This is a genomic window from Mesorhizobium sp. WSM3864 (assembly GCF_002294955.1).
Classification (GTDB): Bacteria; Pseudomonadota; Alphaproteobacteria; order Rhizobiales; family Rhizobiaceae; genus Mesorhizobium.
On record NZ_NSGD01000020.1, the window covers coordinates 26,243 to 44,049 of the forward strand.

Sequence of the window (17,807 nt, forward strand, 5' to 3'; positions counted from 1 at the left end):
ATGCAGATAAAGCGATTGTTGCCGGTGGCGTACCTTGCCAGTCTTGTCCTATGGACGTCGGCACCACCCGGTTTCGCCGATGACCTCCAATCCAGGCTCGCCGGCGATGGCGGGGCTGCGAGGCCAACCATGGACGGCAGCAGCTCGCGTTGCCCACAAAATGCCGACGGCACCTTTTGCTGGATGAGCCCGGACGTCGGCGCAGCATGGGCCTCGGGCTATAATGGGTCTGGCGTGTCGGTAACTATCATAGATGACTTCACCGGTAACATGGGACAGGTGGGGGATCTCGGCCATGGCTCCCAATGGCGGCGACATGGGCAGTGGGTCGCTCAAGCAGCCGGCATGGTCGCGCCTGGCGCAAACATAACCGAGCTTGACTATTCGGAACAAGTTCCGCTCACGCTGAAGCAGGGCCTCAATGTCATTAATCTGAGCTATGGCCTTGAGGAACCAGTGAGCGGGTACCGGCTTGAGCAGTCGATTGTCGATGCGGCTCGGGCGGGTGCTGCGGTCTTCACAAAGGCAGCCGGCAACGGGTCCGTAGCGGTAGATACCCTTGCCGATGGGGATATTGATTTCCTTGCTCTCGACCTGATTGGGAAGCAATCGGCAATCTTTGTGGGTGCGCTGGAGCGCAATGGCACTCCCGAAAACCAGACAAGGCTCGCCTCCTATTCGAATTACGCCGGTTCAGATTCGGAGGTGCAGAACCACTTCCTGACGGTGGGTGTCGAGAGCGACAAGACTGGCCTAACCGGAACGTCTGTCGCGGCATCTGTGGTTGCAGGCTATGCCGCCATCCTTGGCAGCAAATTCACGTCCGCAACACCGACACAGATCACCAATCAGCTGCTGGATACAGCCAGAACCGACACGCTCGTCAACTATGATGCGGCGACTTACGGACGCGGGGAGGCCAGCCTTTCGAGGGCATTGGCACCCGTCGTGATCAGGTAGACGAGCACTTCGATTGAGCAGCTGAAACTTCTGTGAGGCGTTGAGCGCCACAAAATCGCCTCGCAGAAATTCGGCTCGGCAACTGGGCGGTTACTGCCGGTCCAATCACAAAAAAGAAGCCATTGCTTTTTATCGAAGTCTGTTGATTTGGCGGTCTGGCTGCGCTCAGGTGCCGACCGGGTGCCGTCGGTTTCCTGGGTGATGGTCGGCTCACCCGCAGCATGCCGACATGTGGATCGCTTCGTCTCAGTCGCAAGGAAAGCGCTGGAAATCCCCAAGGCTCGGATGGGGGGTCGAAGAGCGCGGCCGACCAATCCCAGCAGCGCTTATGAGACGAGTTTTGCGTGGCTATTTCACCTGAATGATCATCGCCGGAGGAAATATGCTGGAAAAATTCGAGCGTTACCCGCTCACCTTTGGACCCACACCCATCGAGAAGCTCGACCGGCTCGGCGAGCATCTGGGCGGTAACGTGGAGATCTATGCCAAACGCGAGGACTGCAACTCCGGTCTGGCGTTCGGCGGAAACAAGCTCCGCAAGCTCGAATACATTATCCCCGACGCGATCGCATCGGATGCCGATACCCTTGTCACCATCGGTGGCGTGCAGTCCAACCACACGCGCATGGTCGCTGCCGTTGCCGCCAAGATCGGCATGAAATGTCTTCTGGTTCAGGAGAGCTGGGTTCCGCATGAGGATGTCGCCTACGACCGGGTCGGCAACATTCTCTTAAGCCGCATCTTGGGAGCAGAGGTGCGCTTGGTCGACGAGGGCTTTGACATCGGCAGTCGCCATAGTTGGGAAAAGGCGCTCTATGAGGTCAAGGCGAGGGGCGGCAGACCTTATGCGATACCAGCGGGCGCATCTGTTCACCCGAATGGCGGACTCGGCTATGTCGGGTTCGCCGAGGAGGTGCGCGCCCAGGAGAAACAGCTTGGGTTTGCCTTCGACTACATCGTCGTTTGCACTGTCACCGGTTCAACACATGCCGGCATGATCGTCGGGTTCGCCGAGGACGGTCGACGGCGCAACGTGATTGGTATCGATGCCTCCGCCACGCCTACAAAGACAAAGGCGCAGGTGCTTCGTATTGCCCAACATACAGCGAGGCTCGTTGAGCTGGGAACGGACCTCGTCGAGGACGACGTGGTGTTGCTTCAAGACTATGCGTATCCGCGTTATGGCATTCCGTCCGAGGAAACGAAGGAGGCAATCCGCCTGTGCGCTCGGCTCGAGGGCATGATTACCGATCCGGTTTATGAGGGAAAATCCATGCAAGGGATGATTGACCTCGTCCAGAGAGATTTCTTTCCAGGGGGATCGCGCGTCCTCTATGTCCACCTCGGCGGCGCGCCGGCGATCAACGGTTACGGCTATACCTTTCGCAACGGCTGACGCTCGACAGGTCTCGACGTGCCGTGTCTGCCGTGACAGCGCTGCGCCAAGCTTGTCCGATTGCAGTTGGAAACCCTGTGGGCTGATAACTGCCGCCACGACGTGGTGGTCGTGGCGCTGGCACGCTTACCACTTTTTGCTTGTGCTCAATGTGGGCTGGAGCCGCATAAGAGACAGCAGACATGGCCGTTTAATTTTTTTTGTCATTTAGCGGATGCGGCAATGATCGCCATGAATTTGATAAATTGCAAACCACGAAACTGTCGCGCAGGCGTTGAAGCATCTACTTGATCAGGTACCGAAGCTGTGGCCAAGCGTGCTCGAGTTGGTCGTGCTCGGCGAGCACATCGCCGGACACCCTGGCGCGGAGGTGAACCGGGCCAGCATGGGCGGGGGAAGAGGGGTCCCCCGCGAGCGTGAGAACAGGCAGGTCGATATCCGGCTTAACGGCTTAACGAGGGGTTGCTAATAGCTATTGCGAGCGAACAGACCGTCGTCCCTTCATCTGTCTTGACCGAAACGGCGCGTTCAGCCGGCGCGCGTGGCCTTCGAGCAGATTCGTCCATCTGGCGCTCTTTTGGCACTCGGCGGAGCAGGCTTTTGGGCTACGACTTCACCGAGCCGCTCTGTGGCAGGGGCGCGCGAGCGGAGGCGACGATGAGGTCGAGTTGTCCCCCGATCGCCTCTAAGTAGCTCTCCGTGTCGACAGACAAATATCGGCCATGCTCATCCCTCTTCGAGACCCAAGGTGATCTTAGAGTCGGAGACAATCTCTGCCTGAGCCTTCCCAGCCGCACGGCGCGGCTCGCCGAAGCTCTCGACCTTCGTCCTCTAACTTTTCGAAGCATGCCTCGACACGCTCCCGACACTCCTCAGCGAGGCTGCGATCACGTCAAGCTTGCGTTCCATCATTTTCTTCTCCTTCTTCGCCTGGCGGCTGAGATCTCCCCCTGATAGCGTTTGTTCTATGGTGTGCTGATTTTGGCCCCGAACGGGAACTCGTATCGGGCCAATGCCATCACCCGCGCGCTCATCCGCGACGGCCGGCGCGGCCGCTTCTTCGACGCGACAACGACCGCACTGCTCTCCATCTCCCGCATTATTGCGAGATTATCGAAATCGGACATGAATCCTGGCGCTTCAAGAACCGCGGCTGATCCCCACACTAGTCCAAGACGATCCGCGCTCGCCGGGCTTCGCAACCCGGACCAGCTCCGCCCAGCGAGCGCTAAGCGCGACGCGCTGCAGTCAATTTTAGTCGGGGATATTCGCTGCGGCCCAGCAACAGGGATACCTTGTCAAAGCAAAACTGGCTTGTTATCGGTGTAGCACGGCCAAGGTGCTCACTGGGCGCATTTGCAGGGCGCGATCGACAAATCCTTTGATTGCGCCGAAGAGAGCGATATCCGCAACATCGCTCCGCCGCGGGCGCCTGCCCCCGCCCGGTTTACGCAGGCGCCGGCATCGATTGCCGATGCGCGTCATTCGTCGCTTCAATGATGGTGCGGCCATGCTGGTTATGGACGTGTATCGACGATCTCCACATATCAGCAGGGTGGAGCATCAACCGCCTCTCGTGAGCACAACCTCTCCTTTTTCTCGGCAGTACGCTCCACGCTCAATGCGACCGGGATCAAGAATAACGATCGCAGTCTGCTCGCCATGGTGCTGCCAAAACAGCGCCACGCGATCGGCGAGGATCATCAAGGTCGATGGTATGGGACAGCCGTTCGAAACGGCATCGAAGGCGCGTACCTGTCTTGCTGAACACCACAAAGAGAAGGAAACCACTATGGAACAGATTGCCACCGTTGGCCTGGAACTGGGCGCTCACGTCAATTCATGGGAGGCCAAGGGTCCTTCTTTGGAGGATCGGAATTGCTCCCATCCTGCTGCGCGAAGATTACACTCGAAGCAGGTCCCGCAACCGAAACCCCAGCTGTGTCGATGCTCGCGGTCTCCGCTATAGCAGGTGTGACTTTCTTCGCAGATGAGCTTCACCAGCGGCTCGCCGCCCAGCGAATCCGCCAGCGCCCAGGTCTGCGCCTTGTCCAGCCGCATAAGGGGTGTGTGAATGACGAAACGCGTCTCCATTCCAAGGTTCAGGGCAAGTTGCATCGCTTTAACTGCGTCATCTCGACAATCCGGGTAGCCGAAACGATCCATCTCGGACACGCCGATCACGAGGTGTTTTGCGCCGATCCGGTAAGCTATCGCGGCCGCAAAGCCGAGGAACAAAAGGTTGCGGCCAGGCACGAAGGTATTCGCTAGGCCGTTCGCGTTCACTGCGAACTCGACGTCGCGCGTGAGCGCGGTATCACTGATTTGGCCGAGCACGGTCATGTCAATCATGTGGTCCTCGCCTAGTCGTCCACCCCAGGCCGGAAAGTCTTTTCGAATGCGCCCAAGCAGGTATGGCCGCACATCGAGCTCGATCCGGTGCTGCTGTCCATAGTCGAAGCCGATTGTCTCGACGCGCTCGAAGTTCTCCAGCGCCCAGGTCAGGCAGGTTGTCGAATCCTGCCCGCCGGAGAAAAGCACGAGTGCGGTTCCCGAATCTCGTTGCATCAGGTCAACCCTCGTATTCAGCCCAGCACAGCGGCGTCTCATAGACCGTTACCGAGCACATCTGGCCAATAAGCGGCTTGGTTTGGTTCCAGATCCAGACCGCAATGTTTTCCGCGGTCGGATTTTCGAGACCCACAATCTCATTCAGATACTGATGGTCGAGACGTTGCAAAAGCGGTCCGAACACAGCCTCAACATCGAAGAAATCGATGACAAAGCCAGTGTCTGGATCGACAGGCCCTTCCAGGCGCAGTTCCACACGGTATGAATGGCCATGCAAGCGGTGACAGCGGTGGGTCTCTGGCACGCGCGGAAGACGGTGCGCTGCCTCGAAGGTGAACACTTGCGTAATTTTCATGGGATCCCGAGAAGCTTGTGAGTTTGCAGGCTCAAGCGCCAACGTGGGTTGGCAAGACAATAGGCCACTGCGGCGGCCGTATTCGCATCGCGCCCTGGCCCATCCATTGGCTGAAGCAAAAGGTGCTCAAACGAGAGAACTTCGAAATGTTCGGGCTCCGCGCCAAACTGAGGGTATACAAGCTTTAGCTCGTCCCCTGCCGTGACCACGAGGCGTGCATTGCATTTCGGGCTGACGCACAGCCAGTCGATGCCGGCGAGCGTGGGAGTGGTACCGTTGGTCTCCACGGCAATCTCAAATGCCAAGGAATGCAGCGCTTCCAGGAGTTGTTTATCGATCTGGAGGAGGGGTTCTCCTCCGGTGAGCACGACAAGACGCTGCCCAGGTCCGGACCCGCGCCAGGCTTGCTCGACCGCCAACGCAAGCTCCCGTGCGGTGGCAAAATGTCCGCCACCGGGGCCATCAATCCCAACGAAATCAGTGTCGCAGAATCCGCAAAATGCTCTTTCCCGGTCGCCTTCACGTCCCGACCAAAGGTTACAGCCGGCGAAACGACAAAATACGGCAGCCCGCCCCGCATTTCGCCCTTCACCTTGAAGAGTGTAGAAAATTTCCTTGACCGCATATGACATTGCTTAGGCGGCCCTCGAGTGAGCAAGGGAACTTCTCTGCCGGCTTATGAGACGCGGCAAAAGGTGGGAAGCGTCCCGCCGCACGCTTTGCAGCTCGTTCCACCGTCGGCGCCCGATGCGGAAAACCCACACGCCCGAACTCCGCGCGGAAGAAGGTTTCAGCGGGTGGAGGCGGTGGGGAAGGGTCTCTGGCTCCTCGAAGCCTATCATCATGAGAAATGGTTCGATCACGTCGCTCATGGCGATGATGCCTTGACGAGGACCACCCGTGAAAAACCTGGCGTCTCGTCGGAAGCCTGCCTCACAGCACGGAAGAACTCGCCCATCAGCCGCAAGCCGCGCTCCAGAATGAGGCGGTCGAGCGATGAGTATGTCGTGTGCGGCGGCATAGCGCCGAGAAAATCCGCCATGTCCTCATCGGTGATCTGAAGGGCTTCATCGATGGTCTTGCCGACGATGAATTCGGCAAGCGGCGAGGAAGCGGTTATGTCCGAGCCGCGGCCGAAGGTCTGGAACGTTGCGGCGGAGATCGTTTGCGTCTTACGGTCGAAAGCCATCGTCAATTTAAGCCCATCGCCGTAGGCGACGGCGCCGACCTTGCCGGCCGCTTTGGGGATGTCCAAAGCGCCGACATTGTTGGGGTTGATGAAATAGACCTTGTCGCTGATGAGGTGGACGTTGTCGGTATCATCCCGCACGGCGCCGATCCTTGTCGTCATGGCGCCTTGCGGAAGGACTTGCCGCAGGCGCATTTGTCCCCAGCATTGGGATTGTCAAAGACAAAGCCCGAGGACTCCAGGTTCGTCACGAAGTCAACGGTCATGCCGACGAGATGCGGCTGGGAGCTTGAGTCGATGAACACCTTGACCCCGTTCGGCTCCATGATGGCATCCCCCTCGCGCGGGACGCTTTCCAGACCCATCTGGTATTTGAGGCCGCCGCAGCCGCCCGGCTCGACCATGATGCGAAAGCCTTCTGCCGGTTCGTCGGCGCGGGAAAGCGCGGCCTTGATGGCGGCGACAGCGTTTTCAGTGAGTGTGATCATGGGACTATTTTCTCGCTGATGCGTTCGCAAGCCACGCTGCACAGAACGTGCCAGAGAGGAAATTGGATTAAAACAACCGGTTGGCTGATTTTGCGCCCTGTCTCACATCCAACAATTTGTCGGATGTCTGGCTGAGTGAAACCTTGCGTACAAAAAGCGGCATCGGACAAATCGCCAATGTCGTCGCCTGAGCACAGCCTGCGTTTTCGATCATATGAATGTGGATCGGATGCGGTCCAAAAGCCCCGCCGTCGTCATCACCGGTTCGGTGGCGAACACCGTGTTTGTCGATGACGCTTCGATCGTGCCTTCTCGAAGCAGGCGCCTTCCGCGTCAACCCGTGATGGCGAACACCACTCGCGTGCTCGGCCCGTGGCCGCAGTGCGGCCGTCGCCTCGCGAGGGCCGACTGAGGTATTGTAAATGCCGTCAAGCCAGGTGGGCCAACGCGCCCCAAGGGAACGGCCCAATCACCGGCACGGCGACCACGGCTTCGATTAGAGGGCGCGCCGGTCAGCTCCAGTTCTATCGCAAATCGCGGTCTGGCTCGTCCGCGCTCCAAAACGAAACTCGAGCGAGTACCGGTCTCGCCGTCACATCGAAGGAGAGAAATCGCTATTTGTCACAGCTACTCGTGGGCAAGGATCCCGTCACGGCCGGAATAGAAAAATACCCAAGCATCGTAGTTTCAATCATGCTGGCAAACCGGGGTGGTTATGTCATTGGCTCCCGTGAACAACCCCGCCGATAGAGTTGCCCCAAGGCGGGTGCCCATCCCTATCCAAAGCGTTGCAACAGATTCTTCAAACAAGTTTACAGACTCTTTGCGAATGCAAGTCGCCGACCATGCTACTTCAAGTCCGAGATTGGCCGTAGCTAATCGTCCAGCTCAACGGTTTGGAATGCGTCAATATAGAACCTGCTACGTTGATCGCAAGCCGCATACAGAGAGGCCCTTTGATGGATATCGACATTTTTGCAGCTTACGAGTCTAACGTTCGTCGCTATGGACGATCGTTTCCAACGGTCTTTAAAAAGTCACTTGGGGCGACAATCTGGGACGAGTCCGGCAAGCCCTATATTGATTTCCTTGTAGGGTCTGGCGCGCTCAACTACGGTCATAACAACCCGGGTATCATGGCGCCGGCAATCAAATATCTCGCCGAGCAAAATATTGTCTTGTCGCTTGATATGTATACAGCCGCAAAGCGTGATTTCATCAAAGTTTTCGTTGAGTCGATCCTGAAGCCTCGGGGCCTTTCTTACAAGATCCAGTTTCCTGGGCCGACGGGGACAAACGCTAACGAAGCGGCGTTGGCGCTGGCGCGAAAATATACCGGCCGCTCGAGTGTCATGGCCTTCACAAATTCGTACCACGGCATGTCGCTCGGCTCCTTGGCTGTGTCGGGTTCAGCGTCAACCAGACAGCTTGGCGGCGTTGCTCGCCACGATGTGATCCGTGTCCCTTACGAGAACTATCCGAACCAAACTTTCGATTCCGCGAGCTACATCGATCACGTGTTGAGCGACCCAGGCAGCGGTATAGAAAAGCCGGCCGCAATCATCCTGGAGCCCATCCAGGCAGAAGGCGGCATGAACACCGCATCCGCACCTTGGCTCTCAGAAATTCAGCGCATTTGCCGTAAGCACGATGTTGTTTTCATCGTCGACGACATTCAGGCAGGTTCGGGACGAACGGGCGATTTCTTCTCGTTCGAGTTCGCGAAAATCGAGCCCGACATCGTGTGTCTTTCAAAATCGCTAAGCGGTTCAGGCAACCCGTTGTCCATAGTTCTCATTCGCCCCGACCTGGATATATGGAAGCCGGGAGAACATAGCGGGACCTTTAGAGGCAATAATCTCGCCTTCGTGACTTCCGCGGCCATGTGCATAATGTGGTCCGATAGGCAGTTCACTACAGCCGTCGAGCGGACGGCCGTCAAACTGCAAGAACACCTTGATCGCCTTGTTGCGAAATTCCCTAATTCCATTGAACAGAAGCGCGGCCGCGGTCTGATGGCCGGCCTCAAGTGCGGTTCACAGGCCCTTGCCGGCCGTGTGCACGATGTCGCGTTCCAAAACGGCCTGCTGATCGAGTCTTCAGGGCCAAATCGAGACGTCATCAAAGTCCTTCCGCCGATAACCATCTCAGATGACGAACTCGATCACGGCATTGCCATCCTCGATCAGGCACTACAGGAGAAAACAAATGGCTGCTAACCAAGCACTTCAAACGCCGGCCATCTCGCCTCTTACGATCAAAGAACGAACCGGGTCGATCAGCACTGCGGAGATCATCTCGGTCCTGAAGGGTGAGGTCACGGCTCTGCATATCAAGCAAGCTTTCAGCAGCGAAATAGCTGACGAGATCACCGAGAATTTTTTTGGCAGTCCCGGTCTTAACGAGCGCAAAGATGGAGTCCCCGGACAATATGTCGGCGCTTCCCACTATAGGAAGGATGCAGCCACTTATTTCAGGCAGGCGGAAAATGCACGGCCGCACGTTGAGGCCCTTTTTGGCAATTTAGTTGACCCGGTCCGAGCAGTATTCGAAGCGCTGAAGCGCGAGCTTCACAAAGAGGGTATCGAATTGCGGCTGGCCCGTTCAGAACACGGTCAGGCTAACGTCTGTCGCGCTCTCAGTTGGTCTGGCAGTGGCACATTTGCCTTGGACCCCCACGACGATGTCGCTCAAGTGCTACGTGCCGGGAACGATTACGAGCTCTCTGCGGTAGCGCACAATACCGTAGCCGCGCTCAACTTCTACCCCAGCATGTCCAAGGAAGGCGGCAATCTGCGGCTCTGGAGCCACAAGCCCACGGTCGACGACCGAGAGTCGCAGGGGGTGGAGACCACGGGCTATCCCTATTCAGCAGTCTATCTAAAGGATGTGCCGTGTCGCGACATCCAGCTCAAGGCCGGGGACATCGCCTTACTTGACGGCGGTTTCGTTCATGGGGTCACCGGCCAATCAGGCAACGGAAAGCGTCGCGTGCTTCTGAATTGCTTTTTCGGATTTGCTCGGCCAGATCTTGTTCTCTGGTGGACCTGACGTGAATGTCTGACCGACGCCTCCGCGCAACGAGGGCCCCCTCAGTCATAGCCCTCAGCTGATCCAAAGACCAGCCGGGAACTTGCCGAACTGACCGCTGCTGCAACAAGCCTGCAGGTCGCTCTCGCCTCAATCACGTTTGGCTCATTCTGCTCTGGCCAACAGTGATCTCGACGTCAGCAGGCGCGGCAGCAGTGGCGTCAGAGGTGCCAGCCGTGGATGCGGCTCGAGCCGGATCGGCTTGTGTTCATCGGCGAAATGGGACCGCGCGCCTGCGCCCCGTTGGCTAAACGGCAACGGCTTCATCGCCGGGCTGCGCTGCCATGGCTCACCGCACCTCTCGTCGTCGACACCCGATGAGCTAGCGCATCTTTGAGATCTACGTCGAAATGCTGCTCGCTCCGACGCTGGCAAAGGTCGATGTTGTCATCCGCGACAAATGTCGATACGCACAAGATTTTGATAAACGGCTCTCGCCAAGCCCAAGGCGCATCTGCGCGCCAAAGGCCATCAGACCATCGAGGTTCCGCGCTCGTACCTTGAAGAAAGCCATTACCGCAACGATATCGATCGCCCCTTACAAAGCTTAGGCATCCCAAAGTCGAACGGATAAACCACCATCCAGAACGCCACCCTCAACCCTTGGAACTCCGTCGCCATTTCGCTGACTTTGTCAGCGGCTAGAAATAGAATTTCCGGAAGCGCCTCAGGACCCACAAGAGCCTTACACCTACGAATTTACAATGTGAGGTCGTCGTTTTGAGCCCCTTCTCCTCGGCAGGAAAGTTGCGCGCCCGATCAGTGAGTAATCTAAAAAAGCCGTGCAATCAATTTATTATAACATGAAAGTGGCAAATGCATATTGAGGTAAGACGCCTTGTGTTGTTTGTTGCGCGCGGTTCGCGAAAGCGAAACACCATTGTAACTTAAATTAGCTCCACCAATTGCGGTGAGATGCTAGAGCGCCGATGATGTTGGCCTGCCGATGACGACGTGGAGCCGTAGCCTCACAGCTGGAACCTGTGGTTCGCCAATTGGACAACCATCCAAACAAATGGCTACGGAGCAGAGCCAATGGAACCCCGGCGAATGCTGCTGCCACTGAATTTCGAGACCTATCACCTAGAGTGTCCGACCAGCTACTTTTGTTACCCAGGATAGATTTCCCTGGGGCTGCCAGGGAGGCGGTTGGCGGTCGAGTTTGCGCGTTTTCTCGACCGGACTGATGGTATCGGAAAACCCAAGCAGTTGTTCGACCTGCTATCTGCTTTGCCCTGAATTTTGATTGCCCGTGGGTCTCCTATGGCTCTCTTGCACGAGACCAAAAAGGCTTAAAGCCGGTGCGAGGCGATCCGGCGGTCATGCTGAATTACCCGGATGGAGAAATGGGCTATGACAAGATAAACCCTATTATCAAGAGAAGTCGGAGGCGAATAGAAGCCTTCCTTCTAGGACAACGACGAAAGCACACTGAAGACGAGCGGCGCGTTTTGGACGAGGTTGCCACCTTTGGCTTACGGTCAGGAATTAGCGTCCCGTTGCACGGCCCCGACGGCAGCCTTGCGATCGTGAACTTCGATCACGCCTGGGAGGTGAATTCCGAAATAGAGCAATCACGCACTTGCAATTCGCGGCGTTGCAGTTCCATTTGAGAGTCGCGGAATTCGCTAATTCGACAGGCATCGAGAGCACATCTAATCTTTCTGCAAGAGAAAAGGATTGCATCGTATGGACGGTGAAGGGCAAATCGTCGTGGGAAATAGGAAAAGATTCTTGGGGTATCTGTAAATTCCGTGAATCTTCACATAAAGAACGTGATCAGAACAATCAAGAGCAGAATAACTGCCGCGATAGAGGCTCTAAAGCGTAGCATTATAAGCGTGATATGAAACGCAAAAATTTGCGTACAGAAGTCGCCCAGACGGCGCTATTGCACTTTGAGTATATGAACGAGACGCTGGAGCACCTTGTTGCCGGGCAATCCGAAGAGGTCGTCGAGCGCGTTGTTATTGCACCAGGCTCCTGCGCCCCGGCCATAGGTCGCCGTCGCCGCGGACCAGGGTGGGTTTGGGTGGCCGGCCAGCCGTGGCGCTGCAGCTTGCTTGAAAAAGTAACTCGGCGTTGCGCAGATGATGGGGCGTGGGCACCGCCTAGCGCAGGATGATTCAACCAGTATGCGGCGGTGTCTAGGACCAAGACTGGTTGGCAATCGGTGAGCGGCAGGAGGTGCGGTCGGAGGCGAGCTGACTCTTGTGCATCTTGATCAGGTTTTCGGCCTGGCCGCGGGCGCAGTAAATCACGTTATAGATGTGCTCGGCGGGGCCTTTGTCGACATTGGTGACGACGAAGCGGACGTCGAGGCCCATCGCGGTTGCCTCGATGCGAGCAGACGCGACGCTCAAGGTTCCAGGACTTCGCCTTGTAGTGGGTCTTGGCATAGCCGCGCAGCACAGACTTGCGCTCGAGCGCGCGGCGCGTGCGGATGTCGTCGGCGCTCTCGTCGACGAGCCGCTCCAGAACCTTGTTGCCGGGTAGGCCGAAGAGGTAGTCGATGCCGTTGTTCTTCACCAGGCCATGACTTGCGCCCGGCCATAGTGGCCATCGCCGCGGATCAGGATACGGGTGGTCGGCACGAGGCGACGCAGATAGCCGCGGATCTCCTCGCGCGTCGGCCCGCAATGCGGCCCACTACGTCGATGCCGATGCGCCTCGCGGAGCCGACCGCGGCCAGCCCATCGATCAATGGCGGTGATGGCGGCAGGCATATTACCGAGCTTCCTGTCAAGACGGACCACCACTTCACATAAAGAAAATACACCAGAGGATGGGGCTGGCTGTTAAACAATTGTAGCGGCTTGTTGCGCCAGACGAAAAGCATGCTCCTCGGCCCTCGAGACTTCTGTGAATGTGTGATCTCCATACCCTTTCAGCGATGCCAGACAACAGCCAATTGTCGAACTCCCGCGCCGCTCGGATCGTAAGAAGATATCAAGGTCAGCGCTCAACCACGCGTTTATCGCACCCAAGAGTATGGGTGAATCAGGAGGGAGAGCATAGAGGAGTGTGGAATTTGCCCGTCGCAACGATTTGCTGCCGAATCCGATCGGCGATCAAATCATATTTTGAACGCCCCAGCCGCGAGTTGGGTCCAAATACAGTAACACTTGCTACTGGCTCCCCGACGCTGTTAAGTGCTGCCACGCTGATTGCGGTCGCGTCCTTCAACAATTGGCCCTTTACCACCGAGAAGCCCCGGCGACGGGCGGCAACAATATCGCGCCAGATGCGATCAGGCGTCGTCCACCGGATGTTGGCCAAGTGGGGCAAATTACGCTCGTAGAGGCTGCGTGCCTCCGCATTTGAAACAGCGGTCAAAAGGGCGATGGAACCGGCGCCAACGCCAATCGGCCGACGGCACCCAATCGCTGGGCTTGTAATGCGCCCCAGTTCGGTGCCTTCAACCTTGTCTATTAGCACATGATCGTCGCCTGCCGGAACGATGGAATGAACGTCCTCGCCACAATCCTGCGCTAACGCCACGAGAACCTGATGCAACTGATCTTTGATCGTCATGCGATGGGCCGACTCGGCCAAGAGCAGCATCTCAAGGCCAAGCTTATAGAGCTTCGTGTTGGGATCGAACGAAATCATCCGCTCGTCTTGGAGTGCCGAAAGCAGCCTGTGCGTCGTCGTTGTGTGCATGTGAGTCGAGCTTGCAAGCTCCGTCAGTCGCATGCCCTTGTCGTCATGCGCGGCAACCGTGCGCAACAAGAGAAGCGCCCGCCGCAGGCTCTTTGATCCTTCCGTGGCCCGATCTGAATTGCGGCTTGTCTTGGGTGTTGAGGCCGTCCGCGCCAGCGCACGGGGCTCGCCATTCATTTCACTGGTTACGGTTCTCACCTTCGCTTCTCCGATAGGGCTGAACTCCGCCATTATCATAGGCGGAAAACACCACGAAACAACTTTCTCACCCTTGAAGCGAAGCCCATTTCACTACACGACGCGCAACACCGATTTTAATTTTGAATGAGCGCGTGGCCATTGTCGATAGTAATTACGTCCCGCTCCAGCGCGCGCACCCGGAATGCTATAGCGTTTGCATGCCGCCACATCTCGGTCCGCAGAGTCTCTCCGGGAAAAGCAGGCTTCGAGAAGCGGCAGTTAAGCTCCACGAGATTTTCCACCCGGCTGTTTAGGAACGTGCGGATCACGGCCCATCCCGCAATACCATAGGTACAGAGCCCATGCAAAATCGGCCGACCGAAGCCCGCTTTAAGTGCCACTTCAGGATCGCTGTGCAGAGGATTGTGATCGCCCAACTGCCGGTAAATCAGGGCCGCTTGGGGAACGGTGGGATGGTCATAGAATGCTTCCGCTGGCCCGCTCGGCACGGCATGCGGAGCTGGAGGTGGTTTTGTATCCCCGCCGCAGCCGCCGTCGCCCCTTGCGAAAGTTATGCTGCGTGACCGGCAATAGCGCTCTCCCGAGTGCGCGTCGAACAGCTCATGATCCCATCTGATTAAGGCGCCTCGTTCAGTGCCCTTGTCCCATACACCTGTAACTCTGGCGCGACCGACTACTTCGCCGGCAAGGGGTAGCGGCCGGTCGAATAGGCAACGCTGTTCGCCCTGCACCACCTTGACGCGATCAATTTCGCCAGCCTCGAACAGGTCATCCAGCGGTGGCTTGGCCAGCACCGTGGCGAATGTCGGCAGTGGATGTTCCAGCCTGCTCTCGGTCACGAAACGCAGCTCATTCACATCGAGCGGGTGTCCTCCTAAGCCGATGCCGAGGCCATACAGAATCGCGTCGCGGCTTTCGTATTCTTGCCTTACGTCTCCGAATTCCCAGCAGCGTACAATGTCGCTCTTCACGTGTGGTGACTCCCTGTCTGTCCTCAGGCCCTTTGGTTCGGCCGTGGCGCCGGAACGCCTCACTTCAGCTTCATAACACGTTTTCCGCATATCGAAAGTCTTTTACCGTATAGTGGAAATCGACTAGACAGGCGGCTAAGCAGCGCTATAGCCTGAGGGGCGCCCGGTGGAGGTGGCATTGTGGCAGCTGCTGGCGACGCTCAACGTGAGGACATGACCGGCATGCAGCACCGAGATCCACGTAACCCTGGTGCGCCGCTCATCCCGCGAGTGGGCTGGGACATGTCGCCTTGGAACCGTTGGACCTTCCAGCACGTGCGCGAAATGACGACTACTGCCCCGATATGGCGCGGTTCTGGCCCCGTGCGGCCATTGCCCGAGTCGCTTCAGTCCCTGGGAGAACTCATGGTCAGATTTTCCGATGGCAAGCGCTCGGTGGCAGACCTTCTTGAGCGGAATTTTACAGCCGGGCTTTTGGTGCTACATCGAGGCCGGATCATCCTCGAGTATTACATGGATTGCCTGGGCCCCCAAAACCAGCATCTCGTAATGTCAGTGACAAAGTCGTTCACCGGGACGCTCACCGGAATGCTGATGAACAAAGAGCTGCTGGATGTCCGCAAGCCAGTCACGCACTATCTGCCGGAACTCGCTGCGACGGCGTATCGCGGAGCGACGGTGCAGCAGCTTCTCGACATGTCAAGCGGCGTGATTTTTGACGAATCGCTGAACGAAGGCTCCCACATGCAGAAGGGCCTATACGCTGGCTGGTACCGCCAGCCTGTGCCGGGGTGGCCGCGAACATATTGGGAGCTGATCCTCTCGCTTCATGAAGCAGAGCGGTCACACGGTGCCCTGTTTAATTATCGCTCGATCGAATCGTGCGTGCTGGGCTTCGTTTTGCAGCGGGTATCCGGAATGTCATTGGCCGACCTGATGAGCTATGAACTTTGGGTGCCTATGGGGGCCGAAGAGGACGCCTATATCGTTGTGGACGACGCCGGTTTCGCGATAGCTAGCGGCGGCTTGTGCGCAACGCTCCGCGACTTGGGGCGGTTTGCCCAACTGCTGGTTGAGGGGGGTGCTTGGCGCGGCCGACAGATCATTCCCTGCGGTTGGATAGAAGCCACTCGGAACGGCAGAGTCGAGCTCCCGGAAGACATGCGCAAATTACTGCCTAACGGTGCCTATCATAATCAGTGGTGGATTGAGGATACCCGCCGTCGCACCATTTGGGCGCGCGGACATGGCGGACAGACCCTATATGTCGACCCCGGCGCCGAGTTTGCAGCCGTTAAGCTATCCGCCTTTCCCGACGACGACACCGTCAATCAACGTTGGATTGACGATAGAGTTGCTCTGCTTGCGATCCGAGCTGCGCTGAGCGAACGCTAAGCCGCGAAATAGTTTTAGCCGGTCAGCTTCGCGAGATCCGGAGCCTTGCCAGCCACTCGTGTGGCATACTTCATTGGCGGCTGGTGGACTGCCGGACGCATCGCTCTGCAAGTGGCGCGATTAGGCAGCAATGCTCATGCAAATTTTTCCGCATGTTGAAATTTTAGTTTTCACATAGCGGAAACTTACTGGACAGGCGACTAAGGACCGTTGTAGGCTCTCTGCATCAACTGCAGCTGGGAACGACCGCGGGGAGGGCATTATGACAAGCAGTGCAGGGGGGGTGTTCATCGCCGGCGTTGCTGAAGCTCCCCTCGGCAAAGTCGCAGATCAGACCGAACTCTCCATGATTGCCTTGGCGTGTCGCGAAGCGCTTGACGAGGCAGGGATGACCCTGCGTGATGTCGATGGCCTGTTCGTCAGTGTGTCTGGAAGACAGCCGGTCGCAGAAGTCGCCGAGTATCTTGGTATTGCACCTAGCTACGTCGATAGCACGGATATCGGGGGCGGTTCTTTCGAGGCCTATGTGCACCATGCTTTCGCCGCAGTCCGAGCCGGACACTGTGAGGTGGCGCTGATTGCATATGCGTCCAGGCAGCGCAGCCTGCGCTCGCGCAGCGGCAACGTCGGACGAGATCGCTCGCTCAGCGGGCAATTCGAAGCACCGTACGGACTGCCGCGCCCCATCGGAAATTACGCATTGATTGCTGCGCGCCATATGCACCAGTATGGCACTACGGCAGAGCAGATGGCTGACGTTGCCGTTGCCGCTCGGGCCTGGGCCACCACGAACCCGAAAGCGTGGGCTCGCACGCCCCTGACGAGGGGTCAGGTTATGGACTCGCCATACGTGGCGGAGCCTTTGCATGCGCTTGACTGCTGTCTGGTCACAGATGGCGGCGGTGCAGTCGTCGTAACGACTGCGGCGCGGGCGCGCGATGCGCGCAAGTCTGCCGTACGAGTGCTTGGAATGGGTGAAAAGGTCACCCATTGGATGGTCAGTCAGATACCCGACCCGACTATCACGCCGGGCGTCGAGTCGGCCCGACAGGCGTATGGAATGGCCGGCGTTGTGCCCGACGACATGGACCTGGTCCTCCTGTACGACAATTTCACCATCGCGGTGATCATGCAACTTGAGGATCTTGGTTTTTGTAGAAAGGGGGAAGGAGGCGCGTTCGCAAGTCCCGAGCGGATTGGCCCCGGCGGTACGCTGCCGGTGAACCCGATGGGTGGGGGGCTTTCCTACAACCACCCCGGCATGCTTGGCCTGCTGCTGATTGTCGAAGCGGTACGGCAGCTGCGCGGCGAAGCGGGACTTCGCCAAGTGACAGAACCCGAGCTTGCTGTGGTTCACGGTATCGGTGGGGCCTGCTTTGGTTCCGCGGCTACCCTCGTCCTTGGCTCAAACTGAAGGGGCATCGCCATGACGGATGTCATAGCAGAATATTCGGATCCTCTCTCCGCCCCGTTCTGGCGGGCGGCATCGGGTTGCGAGCTGGTCTTACAGAGGTGTCGCAATTGCGAT

Annotated in this window: 14 protein-coding genes and 1 pseudogene; 7 read left to right on the forward strand and 8 right to left on the reverse strand. The window is 57.8% G+C overall.

Annotated elements, in window-relative coordinates:
- Entirely contained in the window at positions 1 to 960 is a 960-nt protein-coding gene (locus tag CK215_RS31460) for a S8/S53 family peptidase (RefSeq protein WP_170950394.1), read from the forward strand.
- A 382-nt stretch (positions 961 to 1,342) separates the two neighbouring features.
- Entirely contained in the window at positions 1,343 to 2,356 is a 1,014-nt protein-coding gene (locus CK215_RS26190; protein ID WP_095829657.1) for a 1-aminocyclopropane-1-carboxylate deaminase, read from the forward strand.
- Between the two features lie 1,830 nt (positions 2,357 to 4,186).
- On the opposite strand, the gene queC is transcribed toward CK215_RS26190, so the two are convergent.
- The 5 genes from queC to CK215_RS26225 form a co-directional block, all read right to left on the reverse strand.
- Positions 4,187 to 4,924: a 7-cyano-7-deazaguanine synthase QueC gene (gene queC, locus CK215_RS26200; RefSeq protein ID WP_095832605.1), complete on the reverse strand. Its 738-nt coding sequence runs from the start codon at positions 4,922 to 4,924 to the stop codon at positions 4,187 to 4,189.
- Between the two features lie 4 nt (positions 4,925 to 4,928).
- Positions 4,929 to 5,282 (reverse strand): 6-carboxytetrahydropterin synthase QueD, encoded by a 354-nt coding sequence (queD, locus tag CK215_RS26205; protein ID WP_095832606.1) that lies wholly within the window; start codon positions 5,280 to 5,282, stop codon positions 4,929 to 4,931.
- The gene (gene queE, locus CK215_RS26210) at positions 5,279 to 5,914 is read right to left on the reverse strand and encodes a 7-carboxy-7-deazaguanine synthase (protein WP_095832607.1); all 636 of its coding nucleotides are present in this window, start codon (positions 5,912 to 5,914) and stop codon (positions 5,279 to 5,281) included. Before queE ends, queD begins: the two co-directional genes overlap by 4 nt.
- A gap of 236 nt (positions 5,915 to 6,150) precedes the next feature.
- Positions 6,151 to 6,633 (reverse strand): iron-sulfur cluster assembly scaffold protein, encoded by a 483-nt coding sequence (locus CK215_RS26220; protein WP_245418815.1) that lies wholly within the window; start codon positions 6,631 to 6,633, stop codon positions 6,151 to 6,153.
- Complete coding sequence (locus CK215_RS26225; protein ID WP_095832609.1) at positions 6,630 to 6,959, reverse strand: iron-sulfur cluster assembly accessory protein; 330 nt, start codon at positions 6,957 to 6,959, stop codon at positions 6,630 to 6,632. The genes CK215_RS26220 and CK215_RS26225 overlap by 4 nt, the downstream gene beginning before the upstream one ends.
- Positions 6,960 to 7,918: 959 nt before the next feature.
- Here CK215_RS26225 and ectB point away from each other — a divergent pair.
- From ectB to CK215_RS32030, 3 genes are all read left to right on the forward strand, one after another.
- Positions 7,919 to 9,178 carry a diaminobutyrate--2-oxoglutarate transaminase gene (gene ectB / locus CK215_RS26235; protein WP_095832611.1) on the forward strand — a complete coding sequence of 420 codons (1,260 nt, stop codon included), beginning with the start codon at positions 7,919 to 7,921 and terminating at the stop codon, positions 9,176 to 9,178.
- Positions 9,168 to 10,010: a hypothetical protein gene (locus CK215_RS26240; RefSeq protein ID WP_095832612.1), complete on the forward strand. Its 843-nt coding sequence runs from the start codon at positions 9,168 to 9,170 to the stop codon at positions 10,008 to 10,010. The genes ectB and CK215_RS26240 overlap by 11 nt, the downstream gene beginning before the upstream one ends.
- A gap of 1,274 nt (positions 10,011 to 11,284) precedes the next feature.
- A complete protein-coding gene (locus CK215_RS32030) occupies positions 11,285 to 11,662 on the forward strand; it encodes an autoinducer binding domain-containing protein (protein WP_245418821.1) in 378 nt (125 codons plus the stop codon).
- A 501-nt stretch (positions 11,663 to 12,163) separates the two neighbouring features.
- Here CK215_RS32030 and CK215_RS26250 read toward each other — a convergent pair.
- From CK215_RS26250 to CK215_RS26260, 3 genes and pseudogenes are all read right to left on the reverse strand, one after another.
- Positions 12,164 to 12,655: pseudogene (locus CK215_RS26250) on the reverse strand (transposase); the annotation flags it as partial.
- A gap of 394 nt (positions 12,656 to 13,049) precedes the next feature.
- Complete coding sequence (locus CK215_RS26255; RefSeq protein ID WP_170950395.1) at positions 13,050 to 13,910, reverse strand: helix-turn-helix domain-containing protein; 861 nt, start codon at positions 13,908 to 13,910, stop codon at positions 13,050 to 13,052.
- 116 nt (positions 13,911 to 14,026) lie between these two features.
- Positions 14,027 to 14,884 carry a MaoC family dehydratase gene (locus CK215_RS26260; RefSeq protein ID WP_210201694.1) on the reverse strand — a complete coding sequence of 286 codons (858 nt, stop codon included), beginning with the start codon at positions 14,882 to 14,884 and terminating at the stop codon, positions 14,027 to 14,029.
- Between the two features lie 405 nt (positions 14,885 to 15,289).
- On the opposite strand from CK215_RS26260, the gene CK215_RS26265 reads away from it, so the two are divergent.
- Together CK215_RS26265 and CK215_RS26270 are read left to right on the forward strand one after the other, a co-directional pair.
- Positions 15,290 to 16,279: a serine hydrolase gene (locus CK215_RS26265; protein WP_245418816.1), complete on the forward strand. Its 990-nt coding sequence runs from the start codon at positions 15,290 to 15,292 to the stop codon at positions 16,277 to 16,279.
- Between the two features lie 262 nt (positions 16,280 to 16,541).
- Positions 16,542 to 17,693, forward strand: coding sequence for an acetyl-CoA acetyltransferase (locus CK215_RS26270; protein ID WP_095832616.1), 1,152 nt, complete (start codon positions 16,542 to 16,544; stop codon positions 17,691 to 17,693).
- Positions 17,694 to 17,807: the final 114 nt, after the last annotated feature.

What these genes read in the sequence shown, in the direction of transcription:
- CK215_RS31460 (WP_170950394.1), top strand. Translation starts at nt 1, where the DNA reads ATGCAGATAAAGCGATTGTTGCCGGTGGCGTACCTTGCCAGTCTTGTC.
- CK215_RS26190 (WP_095829657.1), top strand. Translation starts at nt 1,343, where the DNA reads ATGCTGGAAAAATTCGAGCGTTACCCGCTCACCTTTGGACCCACACCC.
- queC (WP_095832605.1), bottom strand. Translation starts at nt 4,924, where the DNA reads ATGCAACGAGATTCGGGAACCGCACTCGTGCTTTTCTCCGGCGGGCAG.
- queD (WP_095832606.1), bottom strand. Translation starts at nt 5,282, where the DNA reads ATGAAAATTACGCAAGTGTTCACCTTCGAGGCAGCGCACCGTCTTCCG.
- queE (WP_095832607.1), bottom strand. Translation starts at nt 5,914, where the DNA reads ATGTCATATGCGGTCAAGGAAATTTTCTACACTCTTCAAGGTGAAGGG.
- CK215_RS26220 (WP_245418815.1), bottom strand. Translation starts at nt 6,633, where the DNA reads ATGACGACAAGGATCGGCGCCGTGCGGGATGATACCGACAACGTCCAC.
- CK215_RS26225 (WP_095832609.1), bottom strand. Translation starts at nt 6,959, where the DNA reads ATGATCACACTCACTGAAAACGCTGTCGCCGCCATCAAGGCCGCGCTT.
- ectB (WP_095832611.1), top strand. Translation starts at nt 7,919, where the DNA reads ATGGATATCGACATTTTTGCAGCTTACGAGTCTAACGTTCGTCGCTAT.
- CK215_RS26240 (WP_095832612.1), top strand. Translation starts at nt 9,168, where the DNA reads ATGGCTGCTAACCAAGCACTTCAAACGCCGGCCATCTCGCCTCTTACG.
- CK215_RS26265 (WP_245418816.1), top strand. Translation starts at nt 15,290, where the DNA reads ATGGTCAGATTTTCCGATGGCAAGCGCTCGGTGGCAGACCTTCTTGAG.
- CK215_RS26270 (WP_095832616.1), top strand. Translation starts at nt 16,542, where the DNA reads ATGACAAGCAGTGCAGGGGGGGTGTTCATCGCCGGCGTTGCTGAAGCT.